This is a genomic window from Bradyrhizobium sp. USDA 326 (assembly GCF_049739485.1).
Taxonomy (GTDB): domain Bacteria; phylum Pseudomonadota; class Alphaproteobacteria; order Rhizobiales; family Xanthobacteraceae; genus Bradyrhizobium.
The window spans coordinates 1,481,604-1,504,230 of record NZ_JBMGQA010000001.1; the positions used below are offsets into that span (position 1 = coordinate 1,481,604).

Here is a 22,627-nt window from a genome sequence, read left to right on the forward strand (position 1 = left end):
CGCCGATTTGTATGTATTTCCGCAAGGCCAAGGACATATTGAAGGAAAAAGGCGATGGGCTCGAAAACCTACAACGGGGCTTCATTCCGAAATTTGATGAACAGCAATTACTATCCGTTGGCGAACATGAAGAAGAGTGTCGCCAAGCTCAAGGCATCGGACGACATCGATCTGCCGACCCTGGAATACGGCCAGTACCACCTGATCCTGACGCCGGCCTCGAAGTGGCCGCAGGGAAGCGCCAAATACTGGCACAAGGAGAAGGGCCGGGCTCGTCTCGACCTCAGCACCCAGCCGAACACGATCCCGCTGTCCAGGGACGAGCCGGGCGTGATCCCGCTGACGCGATGCGATCTGCTCGATGCCTGCGTCCGCAAATGCTTCAATTCAGAGCCGCCGATCCCGATGAAGACCAACATCATCGTCCATGCGCCGAACGACGCCTATGCCCACCGGCACGAGATCCGGCTGGAATGGGAGTACAAGAAGGGCTCGGACAAGCCGACGCTGCTGAAGCTGACGATGGTCTGTCCGTATAGGGAGTGATTGGAAAAATTCTAATCTGTTGGCGAAGATCATCGTCGCCCGCGCGCTCCAGGCACGCGGGCGTTTTGTTCGCCGGCGCCGTGACGTGGTCCCACCCGTCTCACATATGGTCACGGGCCTGTCGCACGAAGATGATCCGCTACTGCCAGCTATGCGCGCGAGTCGCCCGACGGCGTGGCGCGCGTTCGACAGGAGCGGCCGATGCCCGTTGGACTGCTGGAAGTCGCAGGCACCATCGACGTCGGCCAATTCTGGCCGGACGGGCAGTCGGACGCCGATACCACCAACGTGTTGGTGATTATGGCGCCGGACGCGGTCCGCTTCCGCAAGAGCGGCTCTGCGCCGTTCCAGCCGACTCACGTCTTCGAGGGCGCCAAGGTCAAGGGCCGCACGTCGACCACGCCGATCAAGCTCGGCAAGCTCACCGTTCGCCTCCAGGGCATCGACGCACCGGAGCTGCACTATATGCCGTCGCCGCTCTCGGCTGCCGAGAAGAAGGGGCTGACGAATGCCAAGACGCAGGCCTATCGCGAGGTCACGCATTCCTACCGACAAATCCTCGGCGCGACCGCGAGCAACGCGCTGCATGATTTCCTCAGCAGCAGCGGCGAAGCCACGCTTGCCTGCCGGGTGTTCACCCATGTCGATGCGCCGAACGAGGTGTTCGACACCTATGGCCGGCTGGTCGGCGACATCGAGGTGACGGTCGCGGGCGAAAAGGTCGACATCAACCACTGGCTGGTCGGGGAGGGCTTTGCCTATCCGACGTTCTACTCCTCGATGAACGAAGACGAGATCAGGGCTTTCCTTGCGCTGGCCAAGATTGCGCGCACCAGGAAGCTGCCGGTCTGGAAGCATCTCGCGAAGACGATCGGCCCCTTCGACTTCGACCTGCGCGAACCCAAGGCCGGAGACACCGCCGTACTCGCGACCGACAAGGGCCCGGTGATCCCGCCAAAACTCTACCGCCGCTACACCAACTGGTCCGCGCGCAAGAAGGCCAAGGTGACGAGCCAGAACTTCCAGACGTTCCTGGGCGAAGGCGCCAGCGGCAAGCCCGACACCTGCTACGAGACCGGCGACTTCCTGCAAAACGGCGTGCACGCGGCGACGCCAAGGAATTTTGCCGAGTTCGTCGAAGGTGGGAAGACGATCAAGTTTCAGCCGGAGGGGCTGGTGTTCGGGGAAGCGCCGTCGACGCTGGTCGGGGCGGATGGGAAAGTGGTTAGGGAGTTTTGAGAACAGCAGCTCCGAAACAAAAATGGCCCGCGTCACGCGGGCCGTTTTCGTCTCGGATCCGGTCAATCCAAATTTGGTTGCGGGGACACGCAACACCCGATTCTTGCGATTGATGGAAGCGGCAATCCCACGCTTGGCCGCTTAGTTAGACCATTACCCTCTGAAGGCTGATATTAAGGACACTCTGTTAAGAATGAGGCGGTAAAAGACCCGCAAAACAGTGACTTGAGCGCACCGCTCGATGTCCGCAGAAACTCAGCGAGCATCCGCGCAAACAGTTTTGGGACAGTAGTAGCGAACAAGAGGAAAGAAGCTGGTAGTCCAGCACTATGCCCGCGGATCAGAGGTTGCTTAGTTGATGGCCAAGTCCGCTAGCCATCGAAGGGATGCTCCGTAGCTCAGCTGGATAGTGCGCCTCTTCCGAAAGATGGAGGCTAAATGTTCGAATCGCGTCGGGCGCGCCAAAGTCCGCCGATACCCCTCTATAGTACGATATAGCCGCCGATTACCGCCGGAACGACACCACAGCAAGGAATGCGAGGTAGCCTGCGATCGAAAAAGCACAGAAACGGCGGCGTCGGGCGGTGAAAAAGTTCAAATCGCTTATGGCGGTTTTTTGAACGGGCTGCTATGCGCCCCTTCTCCGCCATTCAGTAGGCAACTGAGCTGACTGATGCGGAATGCCCATTGTTAATGATCGCGCATTCGGAAGTAGAACCGCTCGGCTAGCACGAACGAGGCCCAACGTAACGCCGCCGCGCCGGCAAAACCGAGGACGCCTAGATACACGACATTGAACACATCCCCAAGCGGGGGACTCGCAAGCCGCCACCACAGCGCAAACACCGCGGCCAGCGCCACCGAATGCAGCAGGTAGAACGAATAGGATATCCGTCCGAGCGCAACCAGTGGCGACCATGACAGAGAGCGGGCGAGCCAGCCCTCGCCGGCGCTAGCCTTGCACAGCATCAAGATGCCCACCCCGGCGAACAGCCAGACGAACTGTGAGGTGGTCAGATATCCCGCCGTCATTAGTCCGGTCGGGATGCAATAGAGCAGCACCACGATCCCGTCCGGGAACGTCGCCGCGATGCCGCGAACGCTGGCCTGCGACAACAGGCCGACCGCCGCGCCAGCAAACAGGAACACGAAAAATTCGAAGTACATGCCGGCAAGTCCTGGGCCGTAGGCCATCACCACACCGGCGAGAACGGTTGTCGCGAGCGCCGGTACACGGAGCGCGCGCCCGCTCGCCAGCAAAAGCGGTAGGGTGAGATAGAAGGCCATTTCATAGAACAGGGACCATGTGACGTTGTTGAACACGACGCCGGTTACGCCCAGCGCTGGAACGCCGTTAAGGAAGAGGAGATTGAAGGCGAGATCGCCCCAGCTCGGAAACGGAATGTGAAGAAACGGCCCAGTCAACACGCACACCGCCATTGTCAGCAGGAAGGCGGGATAAATCCGCACCAGACGGTTTCGCACGAACTGCGGATAGGCGAAGTCGCTGCGGTTCGCGATCTTGGCAATCAGGAATCCGCTCAACACGAAGAAAATGTAGACGCCGTGGTGCGAATGAAATAGCCAGTACATCGCCTTATCGAACGGCTCGCTCCAGCCGCGCAAGCGGCACGACATTGGGATTGGCGCCGCGGAACGTCGCCATGTAGGTCCCACAATAGTGCACAAGGAAGGTCAGGAGCACCGCGACGCCGCGAAGCCCGTCCAGGCTACGATTACGTCCAATCATGTGCGAGCTGCGATATCGCGGTTGGCGGCTCGAACCGAAATTGGCCGAACGGGAAGCTCCGTTTCGGTGATCGACGGTTCGGCCGGCTTGCCGGGTTGTCGCCGTCGACGGCGATGAGTCCCGACCGCCGTCGCAAGCCGCTTGCCGAGCCGTCGAAGCGGCGTCTCAATGCACCGGAAGCTGATATCAGCCGTGACGCCGAGCAGGATGGTGGCGGCCAAGAGGAACGGTATCGTCTCGGAGGGCCCGGCGGGAGAGCCTGGAAAAGCTCCGCGATATAGCGCAGCCACCAGCCAGAAGACCGTGTTGTGGAGCAGGTACATAGCGAACGAGCGTTCGCCGATCCAGACCAGCGCGCGACGCACGGAGCTCGGCCCGATCAGATATCCGTCGCTGTAGGACGCGAGAAACACGAGGACCAGCGCCAAACCGCTGACGACCGTCGGGAAAAACTTGATATGCATCGCCGGGATAATGCAGAGGGCTAGCAGCAGGCAAGATAGCGTCGCCGTGCGCATCACGGGGCTGCGAAGCGCTGTCGGCCTGAGTCGTTCGTAAAGCCAATGTTGCCGGCATAGTGCGAGCAGAACACCGAGCGCGATCGCGTCGAGCCGCGTCATCCACACCAGTGTCGTTCTCGGAAGCAGGGCAAACACCACGACCAGGCCGACTAGGCCGAGCATTATCAGGCGCCGCGGCAACAAAAATAAAAATGGAAAAACCAGGTAGAACTGCTCTTCCAGCGACAGGCTCCAATAGATCCCGAAGAATGAGCCACAGTAGGGATTGGTGGAATCAATGCAGGCTGCGACATGGATGTTCTGAAGGTTGAGAACTATCGCAGCCAAATCGCCGGTCATGCCCCGCAGGACGATATCGCTCCAGTCGTTGAGGTGCAGCATCAGCAGCGCTGTGACCAGAAACACGGTCCACGAGAGCGGCCAGATCCGGAAGATGCGCCTGATCCAGAACGGGACCGCAGCTCGCCAATAGCTGCGCGGTTTGGCGGCGATCGCGGCACTCATCTCGCTGGCAAAAGCCGAGGTGATCACGAAACCGGAGATGCAGAAGAACAGATCGACGCCGCCGTAAAAGTCGAAATATTGCTCGAAATTGCGCTGCCGCCATGTCAGCAGCGTGTTGATATGCTCAAGAATGACGAAGAGCACCGCGAATGCTCGCAGCGCTTCGATCTCAAGATTGCGGCAACCGGCCTTCATGCAACCCGGGGTAGCGCTACCGGATACACTCGTCAAGGATGTCGCACGAGAATGACTCGCTTTTTATCTCAGCTGTCGCCGCCGGGACGCTGATGCTGTCGTAGACTTGCATTCCGACGACCTGGGTGCTGGGCCGACCCGTCACTCCTGTGTGGATACGGCGTTCGATGACGCGAGCTGCCGCAAGGCTGTTGTGCGACGATCGTATCGCCGGCAGCACTAGGATCGCCGCAACCTTGGATCGCCAATCATCTTTTCCGCGCCAAACGCGACACAGCGCACAAATACTGCATGTCGGACACAAAAAAGCTCGATCCAGACGCCATCGCGAGTCTAGCCTCACCGCCCCGATAGATGGGCGCCTGCGTTGTTGGTGGAGCTAAAGAATGAAGATGGGCAACTCGTAATGCAGGACATCAAGCCAAAATGGGGGGCTGAGTCCCCGCTTGCGATGGCTGCTTTGCAGGATGCGCATGCGCAACGAGACCGCTGCCGTAGCACGCATCATGCGCCGGATTTCTGTTGTTGCGCCGCGCATTCCATTGCACCGATGTGCTTCCCCTTCCGGGGTGATCCCATGAGTTTTGAGGGCACCAGCCGCCTCGGATGAGTGCAGTACTTGGTGATTCTGCATCCTGTCCCTTCATTCTTCTCCTTGCTCCAAGCCGGCCGCAAAAGTCGCAACATTGTTCAGCTTCCGTTGTACGGCTTCTCCACCTTGCGCATTGAACGTCCCATACTCAATCTTCGAAGACCCTAGTTTGGTTTAAGTGCCGTTTGATACTATCAGTTGCCGGTTACACTTTTCATTTTTGATATGCAGTGAACTGCCGGCATAGACTTCGCCGGCTGCAGGTCATCAGCGACCAAACAGCGGGGGGACTTCGAACTGCCGCTCAGCTCCCATCTAGGACCAGAACTTGCTTCTTCCGATGCTCACGTTGCTAGCTCTCAAGCTCGACACCGCCACATCCCGGTTTGCGACTGAAGCGTGCCTCGCGTGTACCACCTGGAGCGGTCCTGAGCTGGCCCGCGCGGAAGCTCTACGAAGTCGCAACGTTGACGTCGCGGTGCTGGGCCTTGCGGCGGCATTGCCTTGGTCGACCACGGCAACCAGCATACTTGGGACCGCCATTCTCTTTCTCATTTGGCCGATGATCGGGAGGGAGCGGTTGCTTACAGCCGTAAGTCAGCCTGCCGGAGCCCTGCCGGTTGCGCTCGTAATGCTTGCAGTCATCGGAACCGCCTGGGCAACCGGGGTACCTTGGTCAGAGCGGCTCGGCGCTCTCGACAAGATGATCAAGCTGCTGCTGCTCCCGCTCCTGTTGCTGCACTTCCAGTACAGTAGACGGGCGACATGCATATTCGTCGCCTTTATCGGATCGAACGTCATTTTGCTGGGGTATTCCTTCCTAGCATACGCAGTGCCCTCGTTGGCCATTGTTGAAAAAGTTGGTTACGCGGGCGTTCCGGTGAGAAACTATATCGACCAAAGTCAGGGATTTGGGTTCGTTGCGATTGCCTTGGCAGGTCTCGCGTTCGAGGCCGCGTCTCGAAAAAACCGCTATTCAGCTGCGGCCCTCGGAGCGACCGCTAGCCTATTCTTCGCTAACCTAGCCTTCGTCAACGTCGCTCGGACTGCATTCTTTTACATCCCCATCATGTTGGTTCTGTTGATGGTGCGGTACGTAAATCGAAGGCAACTCGTTGCGGGACTGATCGTTGCGGCGATCATTTGCGGGGGGGTATGGCAGATATCTCCAAACCTCCATCGAAAAGTCTCTACGATTTTCGCGGAGTTGGCTGTGCAGCCGGATGCTCCAATAGGAGTGAACGAGCCTTCGGCAGCCATGAGACTTGAATTTTGGCGCAAGTCATTGCGTTTTTTTGAAATGGCGCCCTTAATCGGCCATGGGACCGGTTCGATCCGAGGTCTCTTCCAGCAAGATGCGATCGGCCAGGCAGGGGTATCGGCCGTTGTTGTCAGAAATCCTCATAATCAGACGCTTGCCGCTGCCGTCCAGTGGGGCAGCATCGGAATCATAATTCTTTGGGCAATGTGGATAGCCCATCTACGGCTCTTCCGCATCAGCGGCCCGGCCGCTTGGATCGGCATGCTGGCGACAGCGCAAAATATCGCAAGCTCGGTCTTCAACTCTCATCTGATGGATACGTACGAGGGCTGGCTCTACGTTCTGGCGGTTGGAGTAGCAGGCGGAGAAGTGTTACGTATTCAAACCAGCAATCCGGTTCTTCGCAACACCGCGGACCGATCGCAGGCAACTCAGGCGCAGTGAGTTGCGAGTTCTTGGCTTATCTGCGTCGATCCGGATTTGCCGACCGCATCTCGCGCAGCGCACATCCAACAAGGCGTCGCGGCTAAGATTGGGCTGTCGCGAGTCATGATTTCAGAAATTTCAGATTTAGGTTGGCCACGTTCACGAGATGTTGGCGCCATCCAGCAATTTCAGTAGCGGGCCCGACCGAACGACAGCAGCGTGTCTTCTGCTGGCGCCGATCGGGAGCGGATTCTTACTTGGCTAGAATTCGTATGCCAGCGCGATGACGGGACTCGCGACTCTCTAAGCCGATTGAAGCGCGGAAATTTTTCTAACGAGTGAGCAGCTAAGGGAAGCGTCAGGTTGCGTCAGCCGCGTCCGTTTCGAGGCGCGCTCATAGACTACTCAATCGCGCAGATTTGTCTCGATTATCTTGAGTTCCATTTCTTGCATAGGTATCGCGACCATAACGCCGTTACGGTGCCGCGAGTGCACGTCGAACAGCAGCGCGTCGTGTAGCCAATGGTGCTGCACATGGACGTCGAGAGTGCCGGAGGCGATGGCCGTCGTCACGGAGTAGCGTCCGGATGCGAGGTTAGGGAGAACGAACACGAAGCGGGCCGCGACCTGCTGTCCTTGCCGGAAAACCAATCCTTGGTCGGCATAGCTCAAAAATGTGTTGTCCCCGAACAATGGTTGGCCGAGGCGATCTTTGACATGAAAGCCGACGATGGGACTTTCCATTTCCGCGGCGATCTTGATCCGAATGGTTATCGCGATTGCCTCGCCGCCCTCGATCCAGGACAGTGGCGTGCCGTCCGGAGCCGTCATCGTTGTTTCGACAATTTCGGCAAGCCCGCTGCCGAAAGAGCTGCTCTCCTCGCGGACGTCGAAGATAGGCGGCTCCGCCTGTGGTGCCGGCGGCCGAGGCCTCCTGGCCTCGCCTTCCTTAGCAGGAGGCATTGCCAAGGACCCTGCCCCCTTGTCGGAGGTTTGGTTCTGACTGGCCGCGACTTGACGAGGGCGGGGGCGCGCCAATCGAACAACATTTTCCGGCAAACCCATCGCCTGGGCCTGGATCGCCGCGGCATATGCCTCACAGACATCCTTGGCAGTGCCCTCCATTTGCAGTCGTCCTTTGTCGAGCCAGAGGGCGCGCTGGCAGAGACTCATCACGGCGCCGGTGTCGTGACCGCAAAACAGAACCGTGCCGGTCTCTCGGAATTGTCGCAGCCAGCGTAGGCATTTTTGCTGGAAATAGGCGTCACCGACCGCCAGCGCCTCATCGATGATAAGAATATTGGCGTCGACATGGGCGATCACGGCGAACGCCAACCGCATCGCCATGCCGCTGGAATATGTCTTGACCGGCTGGTCGACGAAGTCGCCGATATCTGCGAAGGCGACTATGTCGTCCATTCGTGCCCTAGTCTCCTCCTGGGACAGTCCGAGCACCGAGGCATTCAGAATCACGTTCTCGCGACCCGTATATTCCGGATTGAAACCCGACCCCAGCTCCAACAGCGCCGCGACCCTTCCTTTGACCTGAACGTCACCGGTCGTCGGAGTCAAGGTGCCGCATACTAATTGCAACAGCGTCGACTTGCCCGATCCGTTGCGGCCGATCACGCCTACCGTCTCTCCGCGGGCTACTCTGAAATCAAGCTCCTGCAATGCCCAGTGGCGGCTGAAATAGGTTTTCTCGCCGAGTTCAGCGCCGAAGCAGCGCGCCATCGGGCGAACGAACCGTTGCAGGCGCGGCACTACGCCCTGCAGCAGACGATCCGTTGGCTGGGAATAGATTAGATAGGCCTTCGACAGGCCTTTGGCCAAAATGGCCGGGTCAGAGGACATCGGCGAATCCGTTTCGTAACCTCTGAAAAACCCAAAACCCGCACGCAAGCGCTAGAAGCGCCGCCACACTGTAAATCGTAAGTCCGACGAAATCCGGCCACCGGCCGAAAATCGTGACGTCGCGCGCTTGTTGCACCACGAAGGTGAGTGGATTGAGTAGGATGGCGCGTCTGAACGATTCTGGAATGGCCTCGATCGGAAAGAAGATCGGCGTCAGGAACAACGTCACGGTGATGAGCAAGGACACAAGTTGGGAAAGGTCACGCAGATAGACCCCCGCGGCTGCAAAGAAGAACACCAAGCCGATCACAAACAGCAGATAAGGAGCAATCACAAGCGGCAGCATCAGAACCGTGAAATAGATCTTTCCGTTCAGGAGGAGGTTGCCGATGAGGACGATGGCGATGCCGATGCCTGCGTTCACGAGCGCCGTAAGGGCGGTAACGACCGGCAATATCTCGAGCGGGAACACCACCTTTGTGACGTAGCTTGCGTTTCCAAGCACAAGCGCAGGAGCGCGCGCCACTGCCTCGGCGAATATCGTATGGACCACCATTCCGGTCAGACAGATGACCGCGAAGTCGAACGGTCCGTCAGACACGCCTGGCCATCGCGCCTGGAACACCTTGCTGAAAACGAAGGTATAGACCGCCGCCGTAAACAGCGGCATCAGCACCGCCCAGGTGGCGCCAAGCATGCTGCCGCGAAACCGCTGCGTGAATTCCCGCGCCGCGAGACGAAAGATCAGCACGCGGTGGCGTCCCAATGATTTGACGAATTCGGCGAGCGAGGCTGGGTGATGCCGCATTGTTGAGGTTCAGTTTTCCCGGGACAGTTCGTTCTGGATGAAATCCAGGTTCAAAAGGTCGTTTTCCACGCGGTCGACATCGAGCAGAAATTCTGTGCTTTCGCAGGTGTAGTCTGATCGGTCAGCGTGATCGGACGGCCGGCCTTCGCTTGCGTCACGAAACGCGAAATCACGGACCCGCTGACGGCTGCGACATTTCCGTAGCGGGTGGCGTATAGGATCGTGCCCGTGTCGAGTGCCAGAGAGCAAGCTTTGGCAACCATCAGCTTTTCCATCAGCGCATTGCTCATGCCCATGGCATTGATGGGACATACCGCCTTGTCGGTCGACAACATGACGACGCGCTGAACGAAGGTGGGGCTTCCGAGCATCCCGGAACTCCAATCCCGAGAACCTTCTGCATGGAAATCCCCGACCGGCGCGTACCTGCCTCAGTTTCGATCTGATGTCTACCCAAGGTATACCCCCCGCTTTTGATACCCAAGAAACTCGCGCACGCCGGCTTCCATGCGTTCGAGTGTAAAGTCCGCCATGAAGGATTCCTGAGCCGAAAGGGCGAGACACGCATAGAGCTGGGCATCCTCGACCAAATGCATCAAGCCATCATATACGGCGTCGGGGTCCATGGACCGGCAAATGAACCCGGCGCCTGTCGATTTCAGGTATTGCGCAGGCCCTGCATAGTCCGGCCCGTGGAAAAGGATTGGTCTACCCGCGGCGAGGTAAGTTGGGATTTTGGATGGGAAACTCAATCTAGCGACGTCGGCCATCGAAGTCGCATAGGGGTACGGGCAGTAGAGAATGTCGCAGGTATTCGATAATAGCTCCACGGATTTCGCCTGCGATTGCCAGCCAAGAAAATCAAGATGATTGTCCGGTATGGCTATCGGGCGTTGATGCCCGAATACGCGAATGGTCACTCGGCGGCCGGCCACTTGCCAACGGGCGAGTTCGAGCGCCCTCACGAGCGCAAGCCATTCTTCATTGGCATAAAATTGCCCGGCCATTCCGATCACCAGTTCGCCGGTGGTTCGCAATGCGAGCTCTGGCCGTCGCGCGATAGACCTATCGAGCGAGGCAATGATGGCCTGGCTCGGTGTCCCATAGAGCTCTTCGTATTGTCCCGCCATGGCCCACGAGGCGGCAGCGCAGGTTGTCGCCGCGCGCATGGTGCGGTCGAAGGCGGCGAGATCCCATCTACGGTTGAGACGATCGACCCCATGAGCCCGGAGCCACCAATCCAGCGGATCCCAAACCTGGGCTCGGAGCGGAACGCCGAGTCCGTCCGCAACTCCAGAGGCCATTCGGACCATGGTTTGGCCCTGAAGGATGACCCAGAGGGATGCGACGTCCTGTTCTTTGCCGTAGGCGATGGCCTGACGCACCAGCGGCGAAATCCTGGTCCGGCGGCGGAACGTCTCGATCGCGGTCGCGCCAGCCGAGCCGACCGAAATCCCCCGAATGCTGCGACAGCTGAGTTCGTTAGGTTTGACCGCGAAGCGTATCGGGATATCAGACAGGTCCGGATAAGGCTCCGGGCTTAGATGGCGGTTTTGCACGCAAAAGATCGCCAATTCTCCGGCGGGAACGAACCGGCACATTTGCGCTGTGACGATCCCGGCCGTGAGGTTGCTGGACGGCGGTATGTCGGTGAGCAGTAACGTCTTCATTATGACGCAGCCTCGCTGGGACCGTTCAAGGCATGCTTGTCGGCCACGGACCGGTACAGGCCGGCTAGACGCCGAGCAAATAATCGATCGCCGTACAAGTCTTCGGCGATGCCCCGAGCCGCCGATCCCCGCGCGCGTCTTTCCGCGTCATCGCCGGCAAGGCGGCGCATGGCCGCCACGAGGCAATCGACGTCCCCCATCGGGACCGATATCGCGATGTCGGGAGCGCGGGCGACTTCGGGCAGGGAGGTGCCGTCAAATACGATGACCGGTTTCCCACACGCCATCGCCTCGATCGCCATCATGCCGAACGCTTCCGCTGTCGACGGCATAACGAAGAAATCCGCAGCCTTGAAGGTGTCGAGAATCAAAGCCTCGTCGTTTGTCCATCCCAAATCGATGATCTGATGCGTTCCGACGAATTCATTCAGCTGCGCCTTGGCATGGGTCGCTACAATGCAGAGCGGGACATTGATCTCTCCCAGACGGCGCAGGGCTTCAAGGAAGAAACCAAAGCCTTTATAAGGGCTATCGGGAAACGCCCGCACGCCTATCACCACCCGGTTTGGCAGCACCCCGAGACGCGCGCGCGCGGCGGCGCCATCGCCTGGACAGAATTTCTCCAGATCGATGCCGAAGGGAATGCAATGCACCCGAAGGGCCCGACCGATCGGCGATGATTGCACCATCCGCCGCATATGCTCGGATGCAACCACAACATCGATGTCGCTCTTGTGTATCAGCCGCTGCTTCCATTGGAAGTCCTGGGCCGTGCGATCGCGGCGCATCTCGAACACGAGGTCCAGCCTCGGGCATTCCCCACAGCCGATCTTCCACCTTTCGCAGCCCAGTGGATAGATGCAGTGCCCCGTCATCGGCCAGGGATCGTGCCAAGTCCAGATACTCGGCTTGAGCCGGGTGAGCCAGGGCAGCGCATCGAGGCCGAAATAGCCATCGTGAATGATGTGATAGTGAACCACATCTGCTTCGCGGAACGCGCGATGTAGCGGCAACGTGAACGATTGAAGCTGAAGACGCGAATGGAAAGAATACGCCCGTTCGATTCTTCCTAGCACTTTCGTTAAGTCGCGACTGCGAGGAATTTCAAAAAACTTGCTCGAGGAGTCGCTGTCGCTCAGCTTGTTCCAGACCAGATGATGCGTTTCGATCCCGTCCGCCGCGAGCAGGTGGCGAACGTCGAAGCCGTTAAAACGACTTCCGATCAGGTCGGATGAATTAAGTTGAAGTACCTTCATGCTTTGAAAGCCAACATACGGATCGCAATCATTGGGCAAGTGCCCGTCGGTAGAACTCATCCATTTTCGGACGAAGCACTTCGACCTCCAGTCTCGATTTTATGATTTCGAAATTCTCGACAGCGGCAGTGTCAACCAGATTGTCGTCCGTCAACGCGGCTACGAAGCGCTCGCATATCTTCTCAAAATCGTCCGGCGGGATGGCAAAGCCGGTCTTTTCGTGAACGAACCATTCCTCACAGCACGAGGTATTGGTCTGGATCGGAAACGCTCCCATCACCATTGCTTCCAGCACCGACGTCGAAATAGCGTCAGAGATGCTGATCCCGAGATAGATTCGCGCCTGCCCGAAATGCCGCAGAATATCGTCATGGGTTGCCCAGTCGATCACCTTGATTTTCAGGGTTCCTGCTTCGGTGAGTTCGAGTGCGCGAACCCGCGGCTTTGCTCCGACTGAAAACAGGACGATCGTGTAGTCCTTCAGTTGCTCGGCAAAGCGTTCCAGAACAGCCAGAGATACCATCGCACGGCCGGCGAAGTGGTCGTACCCCTTTACCATGATTAGCTTGCGCCTCGAGGGGGGCTCTGGACCACGGAGTGACAGGACATGGTTGATGTCCATGCCGCCGGAATTCGGCAGGACCGGCAGGTCCGGTCCGCGATATCCGAATTCCCGTCCAAGTCGTAGGTCTCGATGGCATTCGCAGGAATAGATATCGATTGCTTCGCACACCCGCCGGATCTGCCGCGCATGGCCGGGTTGCCGGCCGAATAAAAAGATATCGCTGCCCCAATTAGTCGCGAGCCAGCGAGGAAACGGACCTTTAATACGATCGCGCGCAGCGAGCACGAGATAGGCCGAATGTTGAAACTCCATCGAGTGGATCAAATCTGGCTTGAGCTTGTTGATGAGCGAGGCAAGCACGTCAGGACCATGAATGCGCAGTGTGGTTTGATCACTCTCGTCATCGCGTCCGAGGCGAACGGTTTCCGTGACATCGGCAACGGCGCCGATAGTCTCAAAAGTCGACAAGTGTCGAAACTTCACGCGCAAACTCGTAGTGTCAAAGTGCGGGAGCTCGATGTCGACAATTTCTGCCTCCGGATTCACCAACATTACTTGCTTGATGCGCTTCAGGGCACGTTCCGGGTCAGACCGCAGCAGACGCAGGAAGTTGAGGACGCGAGAGCGGATATCTTTCCGGCGCGCTTCCTTCACCGGCTCTTTTGGCGGCTGATCCAGGACCGGAACGTGAAGCGTTAAATCGCGCAGCATGTGGTGTGGCGCGCTCGAGTCCAGCGGAAACATATGGAGGTCGTATCCCAGATCTGCCGCCATATCGATCCACCGCGCAGTGTGCGGGCTGGTATGCATGGCGACGAAAAGAATTTTTTTAACGGGCGCGGCCATCAGTAATCCAACGACGAGATGATTGAACAAAACGCATCTCGCGCCCGATCCACGTGGAATTCCTCGGCTAGGAGCGCTGCTTTCTCGGCGAGACGGCGCCTAAGTTGGGGGTCGTTGGAAATCGTGGTCAACGCCGTGACCAGCCGATCCGGATCGGAGGTGTCGACAATCAGGGCGGCGTCGGCCTTCCGCAGGAGCTCGGTCGCAAACGACCCGCTGGGCGCATGAACCAGGATAGGGGTGCCGGCGGCAAGATATTCTCCGAGCTTGGCGGGCGAAGACGATAGGATCGCCTCGGGAATCGCGGAGTCGAATGACAGCGGCAGAAAAAGGACGTCCGCATTTCGTTGCAACGACAGCGCTGTCGACTGAGGAGTATGTGCATGATGCCGCACATAGGGGCCCTCAAGGCCGTTTGCGACCAGCGCGCTAATGGGCTGAGAGGTGTAGACGTCAAGTTCGAAGCGGCCCGCCAACCGGTTAAGCGCCGCGTTCAGGTTGCGAAAGGCGCTCGCCTGCGCCGAATAGACTGATCCCGTATACAGTAAGCGGCAGGGCCGTCCGGCGTGGCGTTCCGGTTCATCCTCCGGTATGCCGGTGGGCTCCTTGGAGAAGGCCGCGGGGTCTACGGGATTTCTCACAATATAGATCTTCGCCGCCGGAAGACGCGCACGCACGTCGTTCGCAAGGACCTCGTTCGGGGCGATTATGGCGGCGGCGCCGCGGCCCCATATCGGCTCCCAAAAACGCGCCAGCCACCGGTAGATGCCTGGCTCCCACTGAAAGATGGGATCATCGAACAGATAGGCGACGAAGGGAACTTTGAGCCGCCGCGACGCAAAATAAGCTGCGGGAAGGTCGAACGGACTGGCCGTGCAGCCCACGATCGCATCGACCGGCTCGTTCCGCAGGATCGATGTGATTTCCTTCGTTCTCGACATCGCACTGCGCAGCAACCCACCATAATTGTTTAATTTCCGCAACGCTTCGGGTGCGTGAGAAATCAATTGATGGCGGGGAGCACCAAGCGAATGATAGCTGCCGAAGCGATTACCATCAGCCTCGAGCGCGTGAAGTTGATCCGTGAGGTAGACTGGAGGAGCAACTCTTGCAGGTACCATGAGATGCCCCAGAACTCTCGCTTGTCCACTCGCAGACGGAGGCGCGGCCGTGGTGACCACGGCGATTTTCGGCAATCGTGAGGGATGTTCGCCGGCCACCGGCAGGCTTTCCGTGGGAACGCTGCGGTTCATGCCTCACCGCCGAGGTTGATTGGAGATCCGGCAGACGAATCCTTTGGCACCTGCCACCAAACCGCCGCGCCGTCGACTTCGTGCATAGGTGCTAAAATTCCATAACGAGCTCGGAAGTCATCCACGGCCTGGGCGCAGGCCTTGAGAATGTAGTCGTCGACAATCACGAACCCGCCTGGAGATACTTTCGAGTAGAGTGCGTTGAGAGTATCCATCGTGCTTTCGTACATGTCGCCATCCAGCCGCAGAACGGCCAATTTCTCGATGGGGGCGGTCGGCAAGGAATCCTTGAACCATCCCTCCAAGAACACGACCTGTTCGTCTAGCAACGCGTACCGACGAAAATTGGCCTCGACTTCGGCGCGCGAGACGGCGAGCTGATCGAACGTGTGGTGCTGGTCGCCGGCGTCCGCGGGGTAGGCGGCTTCGTCAGGAGCAGGTAGGCCGCGAAAGCTATCGGCGACAAATACCCGACGGCTTGTATCACCGGCCGCTGCCAGAATGCCCCGCATGTAGATGCACGCGCCCCCACGCCAAACCCCAGTCTCGATCAGATCGCCCGGCACTCTTTCTTGGAGCGCACGCTGCGTTAGGACTCGCAAGTTTCGCATTCGCGCCGTGCCGATCATCGTCTCGGCCTGCGACGGCCAGTCTTGTCCAACCGCCCGGCGCGCGGGGTCAAAGACATCCTTCGCCCAGGGGGCCTGTGAGACATCCGGGCGCAGCGTTCCCGTCAGCGCGGCTTCCAAAAGATCGAGAAAACGATCCGCCGCCGCCATGCCGGCTCCAGCAACCGATCCGTTTAGCCGGTTGCGAAGGCTCCGGAATTCCTCATCCTGTCCACAGCGAAGGGCAACAAGGTTCGCCGTTAATAACGGTATTTGGCCGGTAAATACGGCCTGAGCTTCCGCGAAACGGCCCAGGAGGAGATTGCCGAGCGTAGGGAGATGTTCTTGGATGTGCGCGCTGAGCGTCGCGACATGTTCCTGGAGTCGAGCGACATCTGCTAAGCTGCGAGCGAGACTGTCGGCTCGCTCGTTTGAGGCGGCAAGCTGACCCTTGGCGCTTTCCAATTCCCGTGAAGTCTGGGATTCACGTGAGGACAAAGCTGCCAGTTCACTCCGGATGCTTTCCAATTCCTGCGAGGCTTGGGCTTCACGGGCGGACAAAGCTGCAAGTTCACTTCGGATGCTTTCCAATTCCCGTGAGGCTTGGGCTTCGCGGGTGGACGAAGCTGCCAGTTCACTCCGGATGCTTTCCAATTCCTGCGAGGCTTGGGCTTCACGGGCGGACGATGCTGCCAGTTCGCTCCGGACGCTTTCCAATTCCCGCAAGGCTTGGGCTTCACGGCCGGATGATGCTGCCAGTTCGCTCCGGATGCTTTCCAATTCCCGCAAGGCTTGGGCTTCACGGCCGGATGATGCTGCCAGTTCGCTCCGGATGCTTTCCAATTCCCGCAAGGCTTGGGCTTCACGGCCGGTCGAGGCCGCAACTTGGTCTTGGAGCACACCGATCTGTGCATACAGCTCTTTAAATACCCACAGCTTTCGGGCAGCTCGACCGAGCATTGAGTGGTTCTGTTTTGGCTGCGTCATAGCCTCCGCGATTCCTCACCAAATCAAAACAATCGCGCCAGCGTCTAGCAAGCGCAGCCTGCCAGCGGCCAATATCATACTAGAGAGCATCGTCGGGACCTGACAACGTTATCCTCCGCCTGAAGCTTTGTGCCAGACGGTTCTGTTGACGTAGTCGACATAGCTCAACACGATGCGAAGCACCTGCTTTGAGACCGGCCCGGTTTCGTAGTCCGGCACTGTCTTGAATGTCCGGGAGCTTGTTTGGTGATGATTGATGACGACCTGCACCGCCTCCAAGACGCGCCGGCTCTTCAGCCCGCTCATGACGAGCGTCCCCACGTCCATGCCTTCGGGTCTCTCGTGTGCATTGCGAATTGTTATGGCTGGAAGGTTGAGGAGCGATGCCTCCTCAGTGATGGTACCACTGTCGGAGAGTACACACAGTGCACCCATTTGAAGACGAATGTAATCGATAAACCCGAACGGTTTCGCGAACACGATCCGATCATCCATTTCCATCTGCCCGAGCGCATCGAGCCGCTTGCGGGTCCGAGGATGCGTGGAAACCAGGACGGGGTATCCATAGGTAGTCGACAAATCCCGTAACGTGCCCAGGATGTCGCGCAAATGTTCGACGCTATCGACGTTTTCTTCGCGGTGAATGCTCACGAGGAAGAATTTTCGCTCGTCCAGGCCAAGTCGCGTCAGAACATCGGACGCCTCGATCTTCGGCATGTAAAACTGAAGCACCTCCTGCATGTGGGAGCCGGTCTTCATAATAGTCTCCGGCCGGATCCCCTCTGCGAGCAGGTAGCGACGCGCGTGCTCCGTGAGCACGAGATTTACGTCGCTAAGATGATCCAGCACCTTCCGGTTCAACTCCTCCGGCACCCGCTGGTCGAAGCATCTGTTCCCGGCTTCCATATGGAAGACGGGAATCTGCTTCCGTTTCGCGGCAATGACAGCGAGACAGGTATTCGTGTCGCCGTATAGCAACAGAGCATCCGGTTTTTCCGTGTTCAGGACGTCGTCGGTTTTCGCGATGACATCCGCTATCGCCTTGGCAGGCGTTTCGTTGTTCACTCCCAGAAAGTGATTGGGCTTGCGGATTCCAAGTTCATCGAAGAAGATCTGGTTCAGCTCGAAATCATAGTTCTGTCCCGAATGGACCAGAACATGATCAAGCTGAGCGTCGAATTCCGCAATGACGCGGCTCATTTTGATGAGCTCTGGCCGCGTTCCGACCAATGTCATCACCTTCATTTGCTGAGCCGCTCCTTTTTCACAACACGGACAGAGCAAGCCGATCGGACGATCGTCCAAGTTCGGCCCGGACAAAATCGAGAGATAACAGGCGCTCCTTAAGGCCTTCAACGGTGAGGCGATGAGTGTTGTGAGATGTGTAGTCGTCCACTGTCGAGAGCTCCACTTCACCCTCCACAAAGAACTTATCGTAATTCAGGTCGCGGTTGTCTGCAGGGATCTGAAAGTACCGGTCTGAATGACTGGCCCTCATTATTTCTTCGCGGCCAATGAGCGTCTCGAACAGCTTTTCTCCGTGCCGAGTGCCAATGATATTAACCGCATTGCTCGCTCCAAACAGCTCTTTCAGTGCAATCGCCAGATCACCCATGGTGGCGGCTGGAGCCTTCTGTACGAAAATATCGCCTGGCCTGCTGTGCTGGTACGCATGAACGACGAGCTCGACCGACTCTTCCAGCGACATCAGGAACCGAGTCATATTGGGGTCTGTCACGGTGAGGGGGAGGCCGTTCTTGATCTGCTGCATGAACAATGGAATGACGGAGCCGCGGGAGCCCATCACATTGCCGTATCGGGTAATACACATGATCGTGTCACCGGCCACCCTCGATTTCGCCAGCACAACCTTCTCTGCCATGGCCTTCGACAGACCCATGGCGTTGATGGGGTAGACCGCCTTATCTGTGCTTAGGAAAACAACGCGCTCCACGCCCGTCTCTATCGCCGCCTGCAGCACGTTCTCCGTGCCAATCACGTTGGTGCGCAAGGCTTCTATCGGGTAGAATTCACAGGAGGGCACCTGCTTCAGCGCTGCGGCATGGAAGATATAGTCGGCGCCCTTCATCGCATCACGAACGTTTCCGTAGTCTCGAACGTCGCCCAGGAAGAACTTAAGCTTGGGGTTCCTAAGCTCCGTACGCATATCTTCTTGCTTCTTTTCGTCGCGGCTGAAGATGCGAATCTCTCCGATCTCCGTGTGGAGAAAGCGACGCAAGACGGCGTTCCCAAAAGAGCCCGTACCGCCAGTGATCATCAATGTCTTGTTGTCAAACATTATTCATCTCTCGACGCAAATCAGCTTCATACAATCGCCGGATCAGTTCCGGCCAATCGGCCGCGCGATAGCCTGTCTCTCTCTGAAACTTCTCGGAGTTGAGAGAACGATCAATCTTCGTCTGATCGTCCTTCAGTATTTCAATTCGCTTTCCGTACTGACGCGCGAGAAGGTGCAGCAGATCGAATTTGCAGATCGGCGCTGCAGAGACGTGATAGAGCCCCGCGAGATCTTTGTTCGGCAGGACGACATCGCGAATAACTGCAGCGAGTTCCGCTGTCGGCAGCCCGGAAAAAATGGCTTTTGCGTAACCCTTTACGGCCTCTTGCTGGGAAAGAAACCACTCGACGAGCGAATGAGCGCTGTAGAGTTCCCGGCCGATAATCGACGTGCGCAACGTCACAGCATGGTCGTAGTCAACGAGCTCTCCCAAGAGTTTTGATCGGCCATATAGGTCTTGAGCGTCGGTGACGTCACCTTCCGTGTAATTTCCCTTCCATCCGGAGAAGACGCAGTCGGTGCTGATGTGAATCAGCCGGGCGCCAATCAAGGAGCAGATGCGGGCAAGCCGGTGTGGAAAAATCGCATTGATCGGTAGAGTGACCAGCGGGTCGGCCGCTGACGCAAGCTGCTTCACAAGGCCGATACAGTTGATAACCGCGGCAGGACGCTCCCGATCCAGAAGCGAGACAAGCGCGTCCTCGTCAAGGACATCCAAATGCAGCAGGCGCGCCGATGCTACCGACGAGAAGAAGCCCAGAGCCACTTTGTCCCTTATGGTTCCAACCGCCTCGAAATCGGCGGATGCAAGAAAGGAGCGGAATACAGCGGCGCCTAACATTCCGCTGGCGCCCAGGATAAGGACTTTAGTCTTAGGCATGGCAACTCATTTCCCTTTGCAAAATTCCCAATAGCCGGCTCAGCACCTGATCGGCATCAAAGTGTTTTTCGTAATACGCGCGGCCGGCTCGACCCATTTCCAGCCGTTCGATTGCAGGCATTTTCGTCAGAGCGAGTATGCTTTGCGCGAGGCCAGCCCCGTCTCCGGCTTGAACAGTGAGGCCGACTCCCGCGCTTACGATCAGATCCGCAGCCGCGCCGTTAATAGCGCCGACGATCGGCCTGCCCGCTTTCATGTAGGCCTGTATTTTGCTTGGAATGGTTGCGTTGAGAGCTGGATGATCGCCGAGAGTCACGAGGAGGCAGTCCGCATGCCTGAACAATTCCGGCATCATGCGGCGATCCAGCATGCCGATCATTTGGACGTTCGTTAGCTTAGCAGCAGTGACTGACTCTCTAAGCGTCTCGGCATGGCTGCCCGTTCCAGCGACCACGATCAGGATCTCAGGGTGAAACCGAAGAATGCGCGCCGCGTGGACGATCGTGGACAGCGACTGGGCTCTGCCAAGATTGCCTGCAAACACCACCGAAAACCGGCGCGGAAACAAGCCCGCGATAGCAAGGGGCAATGGAAGCACTTCGTCACTCGGGGGAGCAAAATTCGGGAGGACGAATATCTTCTTCTTTGGAATCATCTTGGCGATCGGCCCCACGAACTGGTTTGATTGGACCAGAACGGTGTCTGCGGCGCGATAAATGAATCTGACTAGAACATGAAGAATGGCTACGACGAAGCGGCTATCTACAAAGCCGGTCGACGTCACGACCTGCGGCCACAAGTCCTGTACCCAGAGCGCAAGGTGGCAACGTTTGATCCAGCGCAGAAGAATAGCTGGAAGCGCCGCCGTTATCGGCATCGCGAGCACGAGGATAACGTCGAACTCCTGCCTTTTGAGCAGCCGCGGGAACCACAGGAGACCTGACCAAGCGAAGGACAGGTAGTTCAGGGCAAGATTGAGCGCCGTAGACTGGTGTCGCGGCCGGCTCGGGATTCTGAATACTTGCGAGCCGGCAAACGTTTCGCATTGAACCTTATCCCGCGTATAGCCAGGTGCGAGTTCGCCGGTCGGATAGTTCGGCTTGCCGGTCGCGACCGTCACCGAGTGTCCGGCCTTGGTTAGCCATCGAACCAGGTCGTTCACAACAAATGACTCCGGCCAAAAATACTGAGTCACAATCAAAATACGCATTAGACCAAGCTCACCCATTCAGGCTTGGACGCTGTTTGATCGCAGAGCCATTCGAAAGTTTTAAGATATTGGGCGACAATGTCAGGCCATGAAAACTGCACCGCGTAGTGCCGCGCCGCATCGGCTGTCGCTTTCAGCTGAAATGGAGGAAGAGACACTGCTTCTCGCAACGCTTGTCGCAACTGACCGACGTCATTTTTGACAATCCAACCAAGGTTCTTTTCCGCAAGGTGTGCCCAAGGCGTTGCGCTGGTGGTGATGACCGGGAGGCCGGCTGATAGTGCCTCGGCAACCGTGATCCCGAAGCTCTCGGTGTAAGACGGCAGCACATAGATAGAGGAGGCGTGAAGCTTTTCCCATTTCTCCCGCTCGTATAGTGGACCGAGAAGCTTCACGTCGCGACGGAGACCGAGTTGTCGGATTCGCACCTCCAGGTAGGCGCGATAGCCTGGGTCGCCAAACCCATGGATATGCAGTTCATAGCCACGGCGATCCTCAAGGCCGCGCCACGCTTCCAGCAGGTCAGGAATTCCTTTCGTGGGACAGAGACGCGCAAGAAAAAGAATGACCTTTTTCCTCTCCGCGTTTACGTTCTCCGACGATATGACAGGCATTTTCGGGCCATCGACTCCATTAGGAATAATGGCAATGGGTGAGGTGAGCCCGGATCTCCGAAGATGGTCATGCTCTCGCTCTGAATTTGCAATCAGCAAATGGGCGCGCTGAACTATTCTACGCTGGTACAGAGTCCACGCCATAAACTTCTTTAAGCGCTTGCGATCCAGTGCACGAGGCGACAGCGCACCATGTGGACTGATGACTAGCAAGGCTTGACTACGCCTTGCTTGTAGCTGCGCCCAGCATTCAAAAGGGGTCCATAATCCGTGAATATGGATCACACCGCAAAGCAATTGTTTTGGGATCACGCCAATGGGGCCAACGGTTCGGCCCGCCACGTAGACATGCTCGACATCTTGTTCCGGCGCCAGTCCGCAGACCAAGCGAGCGTCAACTCGCTGCGCCAGCAACGCATGATGCAAAGACAACGCAACAGCAGCCATGCCGCCGCCACTTCGGCTCGCATCTCGCACCACACCAGTAATGGCGCCCACCCCCGCCATTCTCATTCCACTACCTTACGCAATATTTCACTTCAGCATCTGCTCTCACGAGAGCCCCTCCCGTGAGCGAACTCCAATAAGTAGAACAACACCCTTAACTACGACGGACGCCCTCAAAACACTCGACCACTGCGCCCAGCGTTGCGCATGCACAAAGCCCGGCCCCATAACGAATACTGGAATTACGGGCACGACTCCGACAAAGACCGTACGGAACGTACTAACAATCGTGTTAC

The 22,627-nt window shown here is 57.9% G+C and carries 19 protein-coding genes; 3 read left to right on the forward strand and 16 right to left on the reverse strand.

Annotated elements, in window-relative coordinates; translation table 11 throughout:
• Positions 1–96 precede the first annotated feature (96 nt).
• Positions 97–546: a hypothetical protein gene (locus tag ABIG06_RS07075; protein ID WP_370135558.1), complete on the forward strand. Its 450-nt coding sequence runs from the start codon at positions 97–99 to the stop codon at positions 544–546.
• A gap of 201 nt (positions 547–747) precedes the next feature.
• Positions 748–1,785, forward strand: a complete 1,038-nt coding sequence (locus ABIG06_RS07080; protein ID WP_370135560.1) for a thermonuclease family protein — start codon at positions 748–750, stop codon at positions 1,783–1,785.
• A gap of 690 nt (positions 1,786–2,475) precedes the next feature.
• Here ABIG06_RS07080 and ABIG06_RS07085 read toward each other — a convergent pair.
• From ABIG06_RS07085 to ABIG06_RS07095, 3 genes are read right to left on the reverse strand one after another with little or no spacing between them, the layout of a single operon-like run.
• Positions 2,476–3,411 (reverse strand): acyltransferase family protein, encoded by a 936-nt coding sequence (locus ABIG06_RS07085; protein ID WP_424578096.1) that lies wholly within the window; start codon positions 3,409–3,411, stop codon positions 2,476–2,478.
• Positions 3,383–3,535 (reverse strand): hypothetical protein, encoded by a 153-nt coding sequence (locus tag ABIG06_RS07090; RefSeq protein WP_424578097.1) that lies wholly within the window; start codon positions 3,533–3,535, stop codon positions 3,383–3,385. The genes ABIG06_RS07085 and ABIG06_RS07090 overlap by 29 nt, the downstream gene beginning before the upstream one ends.
• Positions 3,532–4,755, reverse strand: a complete 1,224-nt coding sequence (locus ABIG06_RS07095) for an acyltransferase family protein (RefSeq protein WP_424578098.1) — start codon at positions 4,753–4,755, stop codon at positions 3,532–3,534. Before ABIG06_RS07095 ends, ABIG06_RS07090 begins: the two co-directional genes overlap by 4 nt.
• Positions 4,756–5,675: 920 nt before the next feature.
• On the opposite strand from ABIG06_RS07095, the gene ABIG06_RS07100 reads away from it, so the two are divergent.
• Positions 5,676–7,052, forward strand: coding sequence for an O-antigen ligase family protein (locus ABIG06_RS07100; protein ID WP_424578099.1), 1,377 nt, complete (start codon positions 5,676–5,678; stop codon positions 7,050–7,052).
• Between the two features lie 387 nt (positions 7,053–7,439).
• Here ABIG06_RS07100 and ABIG06_RS07105 read toward each other — a convergent pair whose 3' ends face one another.
• The 13 genes from ABIG06_RS07105 to ABIG06_RS07165 form a co-directional block, all read right to left on the reverse strand.
• Positions 7,440–8,888: an ABC transporter ATP-binding protein gene (locus ABIG06_RS07105; protein ID WP_424578100.1), complete on the reverse strand. Its 1,449-nt coding sequence runs from the start codon at positions 8,886–8,888 to the stop codon at positions 7,440–7,442.
• Positions 8,878–9,639, reverse strand: a complete 762-nt coding sequence (locus ABIG06_RS07110; RefSeq protein WP_424578101.1) for an ABC transporter permease — start codon at positions 9,637–9,639, stop codon at positions 8,878–8,880. Before ABIG06_RS07110 ends, ABIG06_RS07105 begins: the two co-directional genes overlap by 11 nt.
• 107 nt (positions 9,640–9,746) lie before the next feature.
• The gene (locus ABIG06_RS07115) at positions 9,747–10,067 is read right to left on the reverse strand and encodes a polysaccharide biosynthesis protein (protein ID WP_424578102.1); all 321 of its coding nucleotides are present in this window, start codon (positions 10,065–10,067) and stop codon (positions 9,747–9,749) included.
• A gap of 78 nt (positions 10,068–10,145) precedes the next feature.
• Entirely contained in the window at positions 10,146–11,366 is a 1,221-nt protein-coding gene (locus ABIG06_RS07120; RefSeq protein ID WP_424578103.1) for a hypothetical protein, read from the reverse strand.
• On the reverse strand, positions 11,366–12,682 hold the full coding sequence (locus ABIG06_RS07125; RefSeq protein ID WP_424578104.1) for a glycosyltransferase: 1,317 nt from the start codon (positions 12,680–12,682) through the stop codon (positions 11,366–11,368). The genes ABIG06_RS07120 and ABIG06_RS07125 overlap by 1 nt, the downstream gene beginning before the upstream one ends.
• Entirely contained in the window at positions 12,651–14,033 is a 1,383-nt protein-coding gene (locus ABIG06_RS07130; protein WP_424578105.1) for a glycosyltransferase, read from the reverse strand. Before ABIG06_RS07130 ends, ABIG06_RS07125 begins: the two co-directional genes overlap by 32 nt.
• Positions 14,033–15,286, reverse strand: a complete 1,254-nt coding sequence (locus ABIG06_RS07135) for a glycosyltransferase (RefSeq protein WP_424578106.1) — start codon at positions 15,284–15,286, stop codon at positions 14,033–14,035. Before ABIG06_RS07135 ends, ABIG06_RS07130 begins: the two co-directional genes overlap by 1 nt.
• The gene (locus ABIG06_RS07140) at positions 15,283–16,881 is read right to left on the reverse strand and encodes a TylF/MycF/NovP-related O-methyltransferase (RefSeq protein ID WP_424578107.1); all 1,599 of its coding nucleotides are present in this window, start codon (positions 16,879–16,881) and stop codon (positions 15,283–15,285) included. Before ABIG06_RS07140 ends, ABIG06_RS07135 begins: the two co-directional genes overlap by 4 nt.
• Positions 16,882–16,989: 108 nt before the next feature.
• A complete protein-coding gene (wecB, locus tag ABIG06_RS07145; RefSeq protein ID WP_424578108.1) occupies positions 16,990–18,126 on the reverse strand; it encodes a non-hydrolyzing UDP-N-acetylglucosamine 2-epimerase in 1,137 nt (378 codons plus the stop codon).
• 19 nt (positions 18,127–18,145) lie between these two features.
• Positions 18,146–19,180: a polysaccharide biosynthesis protein gene (locus ABIG06_RS07150; RefSeq protein ID WP_424578109.1), complete on the reverse strand. Its 1,035-nt coding sequence runs from the start codon at positions 19,178–19,180 to the stop codon at positions 18,146–18,148.
• The gene (locus ABIG06_RS07155; protein WP_424578110.1) at positions 19,173–20,060 is read right to left on the reverse strand and encodes a dTDP-4-dehydrorhamnose reductase family protein; all 888 of its coding nucleotides are present in this window, start codon (positions 20,058–20,060) and stop codon (positions 19,173–19,175) included. The genes ABIG06_RS07150 and ABIG06_RS07155 overlap by 8 nt, the downstream gene beginning before the upstream one ends.
• Positions 20,053–21,270, reverse strand: a complete 1,218-nt coding sequence (locus tag ABIG06_RS07160; RefSeq protein WP_424578111.1) for a glycosyltransferase family 4 protein — start codon at positions 21,268–21,270, stop codon at positions 20,053–20,055. Before ABIG06_RS07160 ends, ABIG06_RS07155 begins: the two co-directional genes overlap by 8 nt.
• Complete coding sequence (locus tag ABIG06_RS07165; RefSeq protein WP_424578112.1) at positions 21,270–22,382, reverse strand: glycosyltransferase; 1,113 nt, start codon at positions 22,380–22,382, stop codon at positions 21,270–21,272. Before ABIG06_RS07165 ends, ABIG06_RS07160 begins: the two co-directional genes overlap by 1 nt.
• Positions 22,383–22,627 lie beyond the last annotated feature (245 nt).

Excerpts from the sequence above, each read along its gene's own strand:
- ABIG06_RS07115 (WP_424578102.1), bottom strand. The coding sequence starts at position 10,067 with ATGCTCGGAAGCCCCACCTTCGTTCAGCGCGTCGTCATGTTGTCGACC.
- ABIG06_RS07080 (WP_370135560.1), top strand. The coding sequence starts at position 748 with ATGCCCGTTGGACTGCTGGAAGTCGCAGGCACCATCGACGTCGGCCAA.
- ABIG06_RS07135 (WP_424578106.1), bottom strand. The coding sequence starts at position 15,286 with ATGAACCGCAGCGTTCCCACGGAAAGCCTGCCGGTGGCCGGCGAACAT.
- ABIG06_RS07160 (WP_424578111.1), bottom strand. The coding sequence starts at position 21,270 with ATGCGTATTTTGATTGTGACTCAGTATTTTTGGCCGGAGTCATTTGTT.
- wecB (WP_424578108.1), bottom strand. The coding sequence starts at position 18,126 with ATGAAGGTGATGACATTGGTCGGAACGCGGCCAGAGCTCATCAAAATG.
- ABIG06_RS07075 (WP_370135558.1), top strand. The coding sequence starts at position 97 with ATGAACAGCAATTACTATCCGTTGGCGAACATGAAGAAGAGTGTCGCC.
- ABIG06_RS07105 (WP_424578100.1), bottom strand. The coding sequence starts at position 8,888 with ATGTCCTCTGACCCGGCCATTTTGGCCAAAGGCCTGTCGAAGGCCTAT.
- ABIG06_RS07125 (WP_424578104.1), bottom strand. The coding sequence starts at position 12,682 with ATGAGTTCTACCGACGGGCACTTGCCCAATGATTGCGATCCGTATGTT.
- ABIG06_RS07155 (WP_424578110.1), bottom strand. The coding sequence starts at position 20,060 with ATGCCTAAGACTAAAGTCCTTATCCTGGGCGCCAGCGGAATGTTAGGC.
- ABIG06_RS07130 (WP_424578105.1), bottom strand. The coding sequence starts at position 14,033 with ATGGCCGCGCCCGTTAAAAAAATTCTTTTCGTCGCCATGCATACCAGC.
- ABIG06_RS07150 (WP_424578109.1), bottom strand. The coding sequence starts at position 19,180 with ATGTTTGACAACAAGACATTGATGATCACTGGCGGTACGGGCTCTTTT.
- ABIG06_RS07140 (WP_424578107.1), bottom strand. The coding sequence starts at position 16,881 with ATGACGCAGCCAAAACAGAACCACTCAATGCTCGGTCGAGCTGCCCGA.
- ABIG06_RS07090 (WP_424578097.1), bottom strand. The coding sequence starts at position 3,535 with ATGATTGGACGTAATCGTAGCCTGGACGGGCTTCGCGGCGTCGCGGTG.
- ABIG06_RS07120 (WP_424578103.1), bottom strand. The coding sequence starts at position 11,366 with ATGAAGACGTTACTGCTCACCGACATACCGCCGTCCAGCAACCTCACG.
- ABIG06_RS07095 (WP_424578098.1), bottom strand. The coding sequence starts at position 4,755 with ATGAAGGCCGGTTGCCGCAATCTTGAGATCGAAGCGCTGCGAGCATTC.